This window comes from Hymenobacter roseosalivarius DSM 11622, assembly GCF_900176135.1.
Classification (GTDB): Bacteria; Bacteroidota; Bacteroidia; order Cytophagales; family Hymenobacteraceae; genus Hymenobacter; species Hymenobacter roseosalivarius.
On sequence record NZ_FWWW01000049.1, the window covers coordinates 115,216 to 127,943 of the forward strand.

The following is a 12,728-nucleotide window of genomic DNA, read 5'->3' on the forward strand; positions in this document are numbered from 1 at the left end:
TCTGGGAACGTCGGGCGGGGTTTAGGGTTTAAGCTAAAAAGCCCCCCGGCCCGTAACAGAAAACGTTCACTTCCTTTTTGCCGTCCTATGCGTCTCCGCCTCTTCGTTGCTTCCTTATTGCTAAGCCCACTGGCTCTGGCTTTTACCACTGAGCGGCCTGCCGTAGCGCCGGCCGCCGGGCTGGCGCAAATAAAATTGCCCCCCGGTTTCACCATCAGCTATTTTGCCCAAAACGTAAGCAGCGCCCGCGAGCTGGCCCTGGGCCCCGACGGCACCGTATACGTGGGCACCCGCGGCGATAAAGTGTACGCCCTGCCCGATCGTAATAAGGATGGTAAAGCCGATGAGGTCATCACCATTGCCAGCGGCCTGAACGCGCCTAACGGCGTGGCCATGCGCAACGGAGCGCTGTATGTTGCTGAAATTAACCGCATTATTCGCTACGATAATATTGCTCAAAAGCTCAAGCAAAAGCCGAAGCCAGCGGTCGTGTATGATCAGCTGCCGGACCGGGACCACCACGGCTACCGCTTTATCGCCTTTGGGCCCGATAGCAAGCTGTATGTGCCGGTGGGTGCTCCCTGCAACGTGTGTGAGCCCGAAGAGCCGATTTTTGGCACCATCAACCGCATGAACGCCGATGGCACCGGCCTGGAAATCTTTGCCAAGGGAGTGCGCAACACGGTGGGCTTCGACTGGAGCCCCGTTACGAAGGAGATGTGGTTTACTGACAACGGCCGCGACATGCTCGGCGACAATACGCCCCCCTGCGAGCTGAACCGCGCTCCGCAGGCCGGTCTGCACTTTGGTTTCCCGTACGTGCACGGCGGCAACATTCTGGACCCCAAATTCGGGGCCGGCAAAAAGCCCGCTGACTATACAGCCCCAGCCCGCAAGCTTGGCCCCCACGTCGCGCCACTAGGCATGACGTTCTATGCGGGTAAGCAGTTTCCGGCCCAGTACCGCAATCAGATCCTCATTCCTGAGCACGGTTCCTGGAACCGCAGCAACAAAATCGGCTACCGCATCACGCTGGTGCGCGTAGATGCCAGCGGTAAAAAGGCCACCGCTTACGAAACCTTCGCCGAAGGCTGGCTCCAGAATGGCCAGTCGTGGGGCCGCCCTGTCGCGTTGCTGGAGCTTCCCGATGGCTCGCTGCTCGTGTCCGATGACCAAAACGACGCCGTGTATCGAATCAGCTATAAGGGGTGAAGTTGTTAGGCTATAAAGACCGTCATGTAGAGCCAAGCGAAGCATCTCGCGTGAAGTCGTTTGATTAGTAATCCTGTGTTAACACGCGGGATGCTTCGCTTGGCTCTGCATGACGGTCTTAATTGAGAACATAACTCCTCGCTCCACTATATTGCCTGTACCATGATAAAAAAGCGGGTTCCGAAACGAGTAGTGGGGCGACAAGAGTTGGTTGATTTCCCGCAATTCAAGTTGCGAGGGGTAGAGGCGAAGATTGATACGGGGGCCTATACGGGCGCTATTCACTGCTCCGATATTCACATCGATACCCTGCCCGACGGCCGCGAGCTGCTCTGCGTACTCCTGCTCGACCCTTCCCACCCAAATTTTAATGGCCGGCCGCTGCAATTCGTCGACTTCTCCCTGCGTGACATCAAAAGCTCGAATGGCGATGTGCAGGAACGCTATGTTATTCAGACAGTTATTCAGTTATTTGGCGAAGATATTTCCGCCGAGTTTTCCCTGTCCGACCGCTCCGATATGCGCTATCCCGTCCTCATTGGGCGGGCCTTATTGCGCCGCGCGCAACTGGTAGTTGATGTGGCTCGCCTACATTTGTCGTACAAAAGTCAGGCGGTAGCCAAACATCCGCGGCCCTGAATTGCTTTGGCTTTCCCGTGTTCTCCTGCCTCCGCTCTCAACTCTCCTCTGACCTATCTTTCCAATGAAACTGGCCATTCTCTCGCGTGAGCCGAGGCTGTACTCCACCATGCGCCTTGTCGAAGCAGCTACGCAGCGCGGCTACGAGGCGGTGGTTATCGACCATTTGCATTGCAATCTGGTGCTGGAGAAAGGCCAGCCAGGTATCATTTATGAAGGCAGAAAGCTTGCTGGCATTGACGCCATCATTCCGCGCATCGGCGCCTCGGTTACGTTCTACGGTACGGCCGTCGTGCGGCAATTTGAGATGATGAAAGTGCGTACGGCCATTGATAGCCAAGCTATCGTGCGCTCGCGCGATAAGCTGCGCTCCATGCAGATTCTGTCGCGGGCCGGGGTAGGCATGCCCAAGACGGCCTTCACCAACTATTCCGACGAGGTGCCCGAAATGATCAAGCAGGTCGGCGGTGCCCCGGTCATTATCAAGCTGCTGGAAGGCACGCAAGGCCTGGGCGTCGTATTGGCCGAAACCGAAAAAGCGGCCCAATCAGTCATTGAGGCCTTTCACAACCTGAAGGCCCGTATTATCGTGCAGGAGTTTATTGCCGAGAGCAAAGGGGCCGACCTGCGGGCATTTGTGGTGAACGGGGAAGTGGTGGGTGCGATGAAGCGCCAGGGCAAGGAAGGAGAGTTTCGCTCTAACCTGCACCGGGGCGGCTCGGGTAAGCTGGTGAAGCTGAGCCGGGCCGAAAAGGCTGCCGCACTGCTGGCTGCCAAAGCGCTGGGTCTGGGCATTGCCGGCGTCGATATGTTGCAGAGCAAGCGCGGGCCCCTGGTATTGGAGGTAAACTCATCGCCGGGTCTGGAAGGCATTGAGAAGGCCACGGGCCTGGATATTGCCGGCAAAATCATTGAATACACGGCGGCGCTGGTGCATAGCAAGCGCAAGGATGCCACTAAAAAATCGACCAGAAAAGCCCCCCAGCCCGATACTCAACCCGATGTAGTGTAACGCGAAGTGGTGCTTCGCTCGTTGAACAGCTGGCCTTGCGGTCGTTGTTGAAATGCTTCCAACCTTATTGTTCAACGAGCGAAGCACCGCTTCGCGTTACAGCTCAGCCATTGCCCCACACCTACGGCCCAACCGATATGCTGATTAATGGCTTGGTTATCAGGCCAGGCGAGCGGGTAATGACGCGGCTGGTGATTTCGCGCCTGCCTTCCCGCACCGTCATCGATGTGCCCGTGTACGTGTATCGGGCGCAGGAGCCGGGGCCTACGGTGCTGCTGATGGCTGGCATGCACGGCGACGAGGTGAATGGCATTGAAACGATCCGCCGTCTGGTGCGCCGCGATTTATTGCAGCCCCTGCGTGGTACCATCATTGCCATTCCCATTCTCAACATCTACGGCTTCCTCAACTTCTCCCGCGAAGTGCCCGATGGAAAGGATGTGAATCGCAGCTTTCCGGGCAATCCGCGCGGGTCGCTGGCCAGCCGGGTGGCCCACCGCTTTATGCGCGAAATCATGCCGTTGGTTGATTACGGCATTGATTTCCATACGGGCGGCGCGGCCAGGGCCAATATGCCCCAGGTGCGCTGTCTGCTGGGCGAAGACGAGCAAACGGATGCGTTGGCCGCCGCTTTTGCCGCGCCGTTTACCCTGCACGCTTCGCTTCGGCCTGGCTCCCTGCGCGAAGCCGCGATGCAGCAGGGGCGCCGTATTATCGTGTATGAAACCGGCGAATCGCTCCGCCTCGATGAGACCGGGATTGAACTGGCCATCGCGGGCACGTTTCGGGTACTGCACCACTTGGGCATGGTCCCGAACGCCGTACCGGCCGCGCAGCCGAGCATCGTGTGCCGACGGCACACCTGGCTGCGGGCCAAGTTCGCGGGCTTGTTTCGTAGTCATGTACAGAATGGGCAATTCCTAGAAAAAGGACAGGTGTACGGCAGCGTAGCCGACCCCTATGGCGAAGGCACCGTGCGCCTAGAGTCACCGACGGCCGGCTTCGTGATTGGGTTAAACCACATGCCGGTCGTGAATCAGGGCGACGCGCTCGTGCATATCGCCTGGCCCGATAATTTGCCCCCCGGCCGCACGGAGCACTGGCCCCATTTGTTAGAAGCACCCCCCAAGTCAAAAGAAGAGGACGAAGAGCAGGTTTAAATGCTTGTTTGCGGCTCCATACAAGCCCCTGAGCGGTTGCTAAAGGCTCTGATCCGCAGGCCTGATTTCTCAACCTGCTGGTTTCTGCGTTTCTTTGGGGTACCGACGAGGTGTCGGCCGCTACTATTTTTTGAATGAAGACGAATTCATTGCTCTTAGCCATTAACGCGGTCCTGGTTGTCGCCGTGGTCGTATTGTTTTACCTGCACTTCGCCCAGAAGCCCGCCAGTGTGCCCGCCGTGGTTAAAACTACGGCTGTTACTACTGCTTCTGATAGCGCTACCACCGCCCCTGATAATACAGCCGCTGCCACTACCCTGCCCACGACCGTAGCTGCCGCGCCCGCCGCCATAAAAATCGGCTACGTGGAGTCAAGCAAGCTGCTTGATGGCTATAAAGGCATGCAGGTAGCGCGCCGCAACTTCGAGACGAAGGCTAAAGGTTGGGAGCGCCAAAACAATACCTTGGTAACCAGCTTCCAGACGGCCGTACAGAAATACCAGGCCCAGGCCGCCAGTCTCACGCCCGAGCAGCGCGCCGCTACCGAGCAACAGCTGCAACAGCAGGAGCAGAAGGTAGCCCAGGAGCAGCAAAAATTGCAGCGCCAAGCCGCTGAAGAAGAAGCCAAAATGAGCCAGCAAGTGCTGACCCGCGTGAATAAGCTGATTGAACAGTACGGTAAGGACAATGGCTACGAGTTTATTCTCATCGCGCAGCCCGGCGGCTCTATTGCCTACAGCCGCAAAGAACTCGATGTGACGGCTCCCGTACTCAAGCGCCTGAACACCGAATACGGAAAAAAGTAGTCGGATAAGGAGTGTCTGAAATAACCAAAAAGCGCCCGTTGCTCCAAGTAGCAGCGGGCGCTTTTTCATTGCCGTAAACTGAGACCAACCATTTGTTAGCGCCTTCTAAAAAGCTCCCCGGCCTGCTTTTTAGTACATTGCTCAATGGCTTTGACTAAGCTACGTGTGCTGGCAGCTGATTGCTTCGCTATGGCTGTTAGCGTGTTATGGCGAAAGGTGTATGATATTTCTGCTGCACCCCGTTAAACGCAGCGCTAAAATCCGGGTCTGATCATAAGTGGAAGCCGATCCAAGGCTCCATTGTGCAGACTATGAAAAAGCTGATAAAATCTTCTGTAGTACTAGTGGCGCTTGTTTTCTCCGCGGCCCTGCTGACGGGGTGCGTGGCCTCGGCCCAACCCGGCGTCGTGGTGGCCGGCGGCCCCGCTTACTATCCGCCGCCTCGCCCCTATTACGGGTATCGGGCCCGCCCTTATTATTACCGTCCGTCCAGGGTGGTAGTGGTGGAGCGTCAGCCCGTTATCGTGCGGCCATCCCGGCAGCGGCCCGTAGTGGTGCGGCCCCGGCCCGGTTACTATCGTCAGGATGCTCGCCAGCCCGTGCGGGGCGGCCACTCCAGCCGTGCACGCGGCCGGATTCGCTAGTGACGACTAAACCAAGACAAAAAAGCCCCCCAGATAAGGTCTGGGGGGCTTTTTTAGTTTAATGAGGAACAGACTGGTTCGTTAGCTTAGAAAACAAAGCGCAAACTGAAGGCTGCGTCTGAGTACAGACCCGTTACACCGTCGAATACCTCGAAAAATGGCTTATAGTCCACGGCTACCACGAAAGGCAAGTCCGGCAACTTGTACTCCAAACCCAGAATGAGGTCAGCACCGAAGGCGACATAATTACGATCTTCAACGTAATAGACGTTATAATACTCTTTGCCCTTACGGCCGTAGTAACGTCTGTCGGCGAAGTAGTAGCGCCCATTATAGGACCCAACGTGGCCACCAGCGCCGTAGTAAAACTGCAAACCCTTAATATCACTTACGGGCAGGTGTTTTTCCAGCAGTAAGGTGAGCCGGCCGCCTCGGGCAGCATACTCCCTGGTCAGTAAGCCCTCAAAGGCTACGTTGTTCTTGCCGCTCAAAAAGTGCTTTACGGTGAGGCCCGAAGAGTAGCCACCGGCGCGCAGGCCAATACCAGTAGTGTAGTGTAGCCGCCCTTCTGAGCGTAAGTAGCAGTGGTGGTAAGCAACACCAGGAAAAGAATGCGGTACAAAAACTTCATTGCGAAAAAAATTGAGGTAAAAAGACAGTTTTTCCCCCAAAATGCAAAATTCATGCTCAGCTTAACCGCACTAGAAGTTTTTAGCCGGCCTCGGCAATTTCATCGGACAAATGAACGCGAATACCGCCGCCGTCTTCCTCGGCTGCCCGTAGCATGGCGCGGGCTACCGCCGCCGCCCCAACGGGCTGATACTTACGTAGTGGTCCCACCATCAGCGGGCGCAGGGCCTTCAATAAAACGGCTCCAATCTGCTCACCTAAGCGCTTTTCGGCGCGGGTGCCCAGCAGCAACGAAGGCCGAAAAAAGTGAATGACCCGAAAGGGCGTCTGCCGTACTGCCTGCTCCATCTCGCCCTTCACGCGGTTGTAGTACATGCGCGAGTCAGCATCGGCTCCCATGGCTGATACCACTAAAAACTGCGCCGCGAAATTACCGGCCGTAAGCGCCGCGAGCTTCACTACGTACAAATAATCGACCTTGTAAAAGGCCGCTTTGGAGCCCGCCTGCCGCATGGTAGTGCCCAGACAGCAGTACACGTCATCAGCGATGAGCCCCAGGCGGTGCTGATCTAGCTTGTCGAGGTCGAGCACGCGCTGCTCCAGCTTGGGATGCACCTGGGGCAGCGGGCGGCGCCCAACCACAATGACTTTTGCGTAGCGCTCAGAGGATAGCAGCAACGTGAGAAGCTGGCTGCCAACTAAGCCGCTGGCGCCGGCAATGAGAGCAGTTTTTTGAGGTGTCATAAGGTGGCTGGGAGCACGGGAGCAGAAGGCCGGAGTGCGTTACCTCCTCCGATATAATGCCGCCTGAGAGCAAAGAAGCCGGAAACTAGCTTGCAAACCAAGCGGTGCATATGGCTTCTTTTAAATTGAAAGCCAGTATGCTAAGCTGCATACTTCTTTTCCCTGTTTATTCCTGCTCCAAGAGTCGGGTTTCATCGGGAGCGAGTTGCACTTGGCCTCGTTTATACAGGGTGCCGAGCGCTTTTTTAAATACTTTCTTGCTCATGCCCAGGCGACGGTAAATGTCGTCGGGCTCGCTTTTATCAGATAAAGGCAATGAGCCATTGTTGGCGCGCAGGGCCGTCAGAATGGTTTCGGTAGCGGCCAGAGCCTCGTCGTAGCCTACTTTTTGGAGACTCACGTCCAGCTTACCATCTGGCCTGATCTGGCGCACGTAGCCGGTAGGCGTATCGCCCAGGCGCAGCGGACGAAACACCTCGTTGTGATACAGCAATCCTAGGTAGGCACCATTCACGATGACGGTGTAGCCTAAATCGGTATCCTGGGCTACAAACAACTGCACTTCATCGCCAACCTGGCCCGGAAAAGCCCCCTGCGGTAGATATTTCTCCCACTTGGACGAGGCCACGATACGGTCGGAAGTCTCATCAATATAGACGTAGACAGTGGCTCGCTGCCCGACGCGCAGGGCCTGGCGCTGGTTGCGATAGGGGAGAAAAAGGTCTTTTTCAAGGCCCCAGTCAAGGAAAGCGCCATTGGAGGAGACGTCGCGGACATTGAGGGCCGCAAATTCGCCTACCCGTGCCAGCGGCTCCAGGGTGGTAGCAATGAGGCGGTCTTCGGAGTCGCGGTACACAAATACGCGCAGCCGGTCACCGATTTGAGTGCCTTCGGCCACGTACTTAATGGGCAACAGCAAATCGCCGTCGTCGGAGCTAAGATAGAGGCCGAAATCCACGGCGCGGGCTACTTCCAGTTCGTTATAGTCGCCGAGGGCAAGCATGGGGTAGGCGTAAGAGGTTAGAATAATTTCAGCACCCAAAGGTACTGAAGGCTGGGGGGCAAATTTCGCTTGGTTTTTTGCCTTGTAAGAAAACATCCTACGGTAGAAGAATACAGCGCATCAATTCAAAAAGCAGCATACGCTACCTCAGAATCAGATAGAGGCGCGTATTCGCGTCGCTACTGATATGGCGCGACACCGGGGCGGGTAAAGTTGAAATCACTGAAGTCATAATAAGCCCCCGAATTCTCAAAGATTCGATAGCCATTGTTGGTCAACTGACCCCGAGGGTAGAAGCCAAATAAAACCTGAATGGTGCGCAGCGCCGTGTACTCGTTGCGAAAACGCAAACCCAGGCCGAAGCCGGTGAAGGGCTTGTCCAGAAACGGGGAATCGCGGCCGGGCGTGGTAGCCAGCCAGGCGGCATCAGCAAAAGCCACACCCGCCAACCGGAAGCCTAGGAAAGAGACAGGCGTGTACATGGTAGCCTCGTAGTTGAGCACGAAACGACTGGTGCCGCGCAGAGTGCCATCGGAGCGGAAGCCGCGTAGGCCCCGTTCGCCCTCAATAGACAAAAGCTGCTCGCCCGGACGTCGGTCGAAGCCCAGGTCCATGCGGTTCCACAGAAAATGGCGCCACTGGTAGTTGCCCGTGTTATAAAGGCGCGTAAAATAAAGCACCTGCGTGCTCAGCAGTCCCTGCTGCCAGTCCCGGTCGCGCTGGCGCACGAACGTGCCAAACTCCCCGCTCAGGTAAAGGTAGCCCCGTCGCACACCATATAGGCCGCTGGAGGCTCGTACGCCATAATAGCGCCGATTGCCCAGCTCATTTAGCTCGTAGCCAGCGGTAAGGCTGAGCAACGTGCCCGTCGGTACGTCCTCGGTACGGCCGAAGCCGAAGAGGTATTTGTCCTTATAATAACGTCGCACGCTGTAGCCGATGGTGCCCAGAAACAGGCTGGCATCCGCGTAGTCTTCAATAGGGCGCTCGGTGTAGGTAGTATTCAGAAAGCGCCCCGATACAACAAAGCGGGCCGGGTTCTCATACCCCAGATCATAGCTTTTCAGGCGCAAAGCCCGCCCCAGCCATATATCGCGGGTGCTGTAGCGCAGGCGTTCCAGGCGGCCTGGATCGATGGGGGGCAATTGTGGCAGTTGAATAAGCCGATCATAAAAATCAAGCGCCACCGCACCGGCGTACTGCGTATTAATGGAAACAAAGTCGCGGGCCACGTAGGCGCCTATTTCCTTATTTTCATACTCATTGCGGTAGCGAACCTGGGCATTCACAAAGTTGCGGAAAGGCACCAGATAGCTGCCCCGGTAGCGCCAGGGCTGAGGACTGGCCCGGCCATACTCATAGCGGTTTCGAAATTGGTGCCCCAGCCCCAGAAAGTTCACGTCGTTGAGCCCAATAACGGCCGCATCCACATCGCGAATCTGTAGGGAGCCACTTAGGCTGAACACATCTTTGGTTATTATCTGCACGTCCACGCTGTCGGCCGTGGTGGTGGCCTCATTCACGAATACGCGGGCGTCGAGCAGCTCCCCCGTCTGGCGCAACAGACGCTCACTTTCACTTAGCTCCTGGGGCTCCAGCTCTTCGCCCACCCGAAACAGAAGTAGCTGCCGCACCCGCGAAGGAGCCGTGCGTATGTGAAACACGTTGCCGCCCTTTTCCAGAAAATTACGCGGCTTGCGCTCGGGGTTGTTGATGCTGTAGCCGAAGGCGTCGAGGGTGGTGATGTTGATGCTGCGCACAATCTTGTAGTTGTGCTGGCTGTATTGACGGTCGAGCAAGGTAGCATCGAGGCCGGCCCGCTCCTCGGCGCGGGCCGTGAAGTTGAACAGTGCCGCCACTGCCTTGCCCGCAATGGTCTTGCGCTTGGCATAGGCCTGCAAACCCGTCAGAATGCGCTCTTCATCGAAGCGCCGCCGCAGGGAGTCGGGGCGGGTTTCGGGCTGCGTTCGAACGGAGTCGACCACGGGCGGCCGCGGGTCCTGGGCCTGAGCCATGCCTGCCACTATTACCAATGGCAGCACCAGCCGCCACCGAAAACGGCGCAGCCACTGGACAGCAGACACGAGGGTAGCAAGCATAAGGCGAAACAACAAGAAAGCCACATGGCAACCCGCAAGGTACAAACGTCATCGGCCACTCGGTAAGTACGAAGCTGAAGCTTAGCTGGAATTATCAGCTGCGCTACGAAGGAAAAATACCCCAAATCAAGGCCAAAAAATCATTAGGGACAATAATCTGAGGGTTGGGACGCTGGGGGGCAAAATTCTCGTGCAAACAGGCCTTTTTGCGCGGTAGTTTTGAAACCTTTCCTAAAAAAATTAGCTTAGACTACTATTGTGTATATGAAGTCTGGTTGCTATTTTTAAGCCATCAAAGGCCCTCGGATGAACGAACGAATTCAGGAAAAGCTAAGTATTTTGGCAGACGCCGCGAAGTACGACGTATCGTGCTCCAGCAGTGGCGGCAAGCGCAAAAACGAGAACAAAGGCTTGGGCAATGCCGAGGGCATGGGTATCTGTCACAGCTATACCGAAGACGGACGTTGCGTGTCGCTGCTCAAAATTCTGCTGACCAACTACTGCATCTTCGATTGCGCCTACTGCGTGTCGCGGCGGAGCAACGACGTGAAGCGCGCCGCCTTTACGGTAGATGAAGTGGTCGACCTGACGATGAACTTCTACCGTCGCAACTATATCGAAGGGCTGTTTCTGAGCTCCGGTATCTTCAAAGATTCCGACTATACGATGGAGCGGCTAGTGCGCATCGTAAAGAAGCTGCGTACGGAGCACAAGTTCAATGGCTACATCCACGTCAAGACTATTCCGGGCGCCTCGCCCGAGCTGATTGCGGAAGCTGGCTTGTACGCCGACCGGCTGAGCGTGAACATTGAGCTGCCGTCGGAGCTGAGCTTACAGAATTTGGCCCCCGAGAAAAATTATAAAGAGATTCTGACTCCGATGAAGCAGATTCATCAGGGCATCGTGCAGAATAAAGAGGAGAAGGCCTTATTCAAGAAAGTGCCGGCCTTCGCAGCCGCGGGCCAAAGCACCCAGCTCATCGTGGGCGCTTCCGATGAGAATGACCACCAGATTCTGCAATTGTCCGATTCGCTGTACAAAGGCTACGGGCTGAAGCGGGTGTATTACTCCGGCTACGTGCCCGTAACGGATGACGCGCGCCTACCCCAGCTCACGCGGCCGCCCGTTATCCGGGAGCACCGCTTGTATCAGTCCGACTGGCTGATTCGCTTTTACGGCTTTCAGGCCGACGAAATTCTGGACCCTCTGCATCCGCATCTCGACCTCGAAATCGATCCCAAGCTCGCCTGGGCGTTGCGTAACCGCCACGTTTTCCCGGTAGACGTGCAGACAGCTGATTACGAAATGATTCTGCGCGTACCCGGCGTAGGGGCTCGTTCAGCCAAGCGCATTATTGCGGCCCGCCGTTTCGCGCCACTCTCCCTGGATCATCTGCACAAGTTTGGGGTGGTGCTCAAGCGGGCCAAGTTCTTTCTGACTTGCCGCGGCCAGGCGCTGGATAGCCGCGAATACGATGAGCAGAGCCTGCGTCGGCAGATTCTGTTCGGGTCGGGCGCGGTACGCTCTGCCCTCGTCACCCAGCAGCTCGATCTTTTTGCTCAGGCTTCTTAAAGTAGTAAAGTCAGTTCTAATATAAATCTAAAAACAATAGTATAGGCATAAGTAAGTATCACATTATCACTTGAAAAAGCCCCCCACAAAGCGCTACGCTGCCCCACGGTGAACAACCTCTAAGTATTCTTTCATCCGCCGTGGTGCGGCCCACCGCTTTTTCTCTGATTCTGCCACCCCAACGTCGCCCGGCGACTCTTCATATAACCAAACATTAGCGACCAACAACTACTACCATGACTATTTCTCACCGCGGCGCCGACGCGTCGGCCACTCCTTCTGAAGCCTCCAAATCCCTGAAAGTGGCGCGCTTAGCCTGCTGTTGCAAGTTAAGCGACCTGCTGCCGCTTGTCCGTCAGTTGCATGAGTCGGTGCGGACCACCACCGCCCGCGAAGAGTCGCACCCGGAGGCGGCTTGATCTTGCGTGTACGGTTTACAGCTGAGCTGTAACTTCTTGCTCCGACAGTAGGTAAGACGGGTGTGTGCTACGAACTTGAACACCACTACGTCCCTACTAACGGCATTACGTTGCACGTCGTGCAGTGCGGACCCACAGCTGGTCCGCTGATCATATTGCTGCATGGCTTTCCCGAGTTCTGGTACGGCTGGCGACGTCAACTCCCGGCGCTGGCCGAAGCAGGCTACCGCGTGTGGGCACCTGATCAGCGGGGCTATAACCTCAGCGACAAGCCGGCGCGCGTAGCGGATTACAAGATGCCGGTTTTGGCAGCTGATATACTAGGGCTGATAGACGCGGCCGGGCACGCGCGCGCCTTTCTGGTCGGCCACGACTGGGGGGCGCTCGTAGCCTGGAACCTGGCAGCCTACTTTCCCACCCGCGTGGCGCGAGTGGCTATTCTCAATGTGCCGCACCCACTGGTGATGACCCAGGAGCTACGGCACAGCCTTCGGCAGCTGAGTAAGAGCTGGTATATTTTCTTTTTTCAGCTCTCGTGGCTGCCCGAAAAGGCTTTCAGCTTTAATAACTACCAGCTCGGCGAACAAACGTTGCGCGGAACCAGTAGGCGGGGGGCATTCAGCACCGACGATTTAGCTCAGTACCGCGCAGCCTGGAGACAGGCTGGAGCTCTGACGAGTATGCTCAACTGGTACCGGGCCGCCGCGCGCTACATGCGGCAGCTGAATCCGCCGGGGCGCGTGCGGGTGCCCGTACATATTGTGTGGGGCAAGCGAGATGCTTTCCTT

The 12,728-nt window shown here is 56.7% G+C and carries 14 protein-coding genes; 9 read left to right on the forward strand and 5 right to left on the reverse strand.

Translation table 11 applies throughout. The annotated features are described in order from the left end of the window. The first annotated feature begins 87 nt into the window (after positions 1-87). The 6 genes from B9A24_RS05940 to B9A24_RS05965 all read left to right on the forward strand — a co-directional run bounded on the left by B9A24_RS05940 (position 88) and on the right by B9A24_RS05965 (position 5,473). Positions 88-1,212, forward strand: a complete 1,125-nt coding sequence (locus B9A24_RS05940) for a PQQ-dependent sugar dehydrogenase (RefSeq protein ID WP_084444259.1) — start codon at positions 88-90, stop codon at positions 1,210-1,212. A 162-nt stretch (positions 1,213-1,374) separates the two neighbouring features. Next, on the forward strand, positions 1,375-1,851 hold the full coding sequence (locus tag B9A24_RS05945) for an ATP-dependent zinc protease family protein (protein WP_084444260.1): 477 nt from the start codon (positions 1,375-1,377) through the stop codon (positions 1,849-1,851). 64 nt (positions 1,852-1,915) lie between these two features. Then, the gene (gene rimK, locus B9A24_RS05950) at positions 1,916-2,863 is read left to right on the forward strand and encodes a 30S ribosomal protein S6--L-glutamate ligase (protein ID WP_084444261.1); all 948 of its coding nucleotides are present in this window, start codon (positions 1,916-1,918) and stop codon (positions 2,861-2,863) included. A 110-nt stretch (positions 2,864-2,973) separates the two neighbouring features. Beyond that, positions 2,974-4,023, forward strand: coding sequence for a succinylglutamate desuccinylase/aspartoacylase family protein (locus B9A24_RS05955; RefSeq protein WP_317044222.1), 1,050 nt, complete (start codon positions 2,974-2,976; stop codon positions 4,021-4,023). Positions 4,024-4,157: 134 nt separating this feature from the next. Further along, entirely contained in the window at positions 4,158-4,829 is a 672-nt protein-coding gene (locus B9A24_RS05960) for an OmpH/Skp family outer membrane protein (protein WP_084444262.1), read from the forward strand. A gap of 311 nt (positions 4,830-5,140) precedes the next feature. Next, positions 5,141-5,473, forward strand: coding sequence for a hypothetical protein (locus tag B9A24_RS05965; protein ID WP_143434787.1), 333 nt, complete (start codon positions 5,141-5,143; stop codon positions 5,471-5,473). Between the two features lie 86 nt (positions 5,474-5,559). Here B9A24_RS05965 and B9A24_RS05970 read toward each other — a convergent pair whose 3' ends face one another. The 5 genes from B9A24_RS05970 to B9A24_RS05985 form a co-directional block, all read right to left on the reverse strand. Beyond that, positions 5,560-5,964, reverse strand: coding sequence for a hypothetical protein (locus B9A24_RS05970; protein ID WP_143434788.1), 405 nt, complete (start codon positions 5,962-5,964; stop codon positions 5,560-5,562). Positions 5,965-5,972: 8 nt separating this feature from the next. Beyond that, positions 5,973-6,104, reverse strand: coding sequence for a hypothetical protein (locus B9A24_RS22930; protein ID WP_262490579.1), 132 nt, complete (start codon positions 6,102-6,104; stop codon positions 5,973-5,975). Positions 6,105-6,184: 80 nt separating this feature from the next. Further along, positions 6,185-6,847, reverse strand: a complete 663-nt coding sequence (locus B9A24_RS05975; RefSeq protein ID WP_084444265.1) for an NAD-dependent epimerase/dehydratase family protein — start codon at positions 6,845-6,847, stop codon at positions 6,185-6,187. A 166-nt stretch (positions 6,848-7,013) separates the two neighbouring features. Further along, entirely contained in the window at positions 7,014-7,850 is an 837-nt protein-coding gene (locus tag B9A24_RS05980) for a CvfB family protein (RefSeq protein WP_084444277.1), read from the reverse strand. 179 nt (positions 7,851-8,029) lie between these two features. After that, entirely contained in the window at positions 8,030-9,949 is a 1,920-nt protein-coding gene (locus B9A24_RS05985; protein ID WP_084444266.1) for a BamA/TamA family outer membrane protein, read from the reverse strand. Between the two features lie 306 nt (positions 9,950-10,255). Between B9A24_RS05985 and B9A24_RS05990 the strand changes: the two genes are divergently transcribed. The 3 genes from B9A24_RS05990 to B9A24_RS06000 form a co-directional block, all read left to right on the forward strand. Next, positions 10,256-11,521, forward strand: a complete 1,266-nt coding sequence (locus B9A24_RS05990; RefSeq protein ID WP_084444267.1) for a putative DNA modification/repair radical SAM protein — start codon at positions 10,256-10,258, stop codon at positions 11,519-11,521. A 236-nt stretch (positions 11,522-11,757) separates the two neighbouring features. Then, the gene (locus tag B9A24_RS05995; protein WP_084444268.1) at positions 11,758-11,940 is read left to right on the forward strand and encodes a hypothetical protein; all 183 of its coding nucleotides are present in this window, start codon (positions 11,758-11,760) and stop codon (positions 11,938-11,940) included. Between the two features lie 62 nt (positions 11,941-12,002). Beyond that, positions 12,003-12,728 (forward strand): alpha/beta hydrolase (locus tag B9A24_RS06000; protein WP_084444269.1); only part of this gene is annotated, 726 nt, incomplete at its 3' end.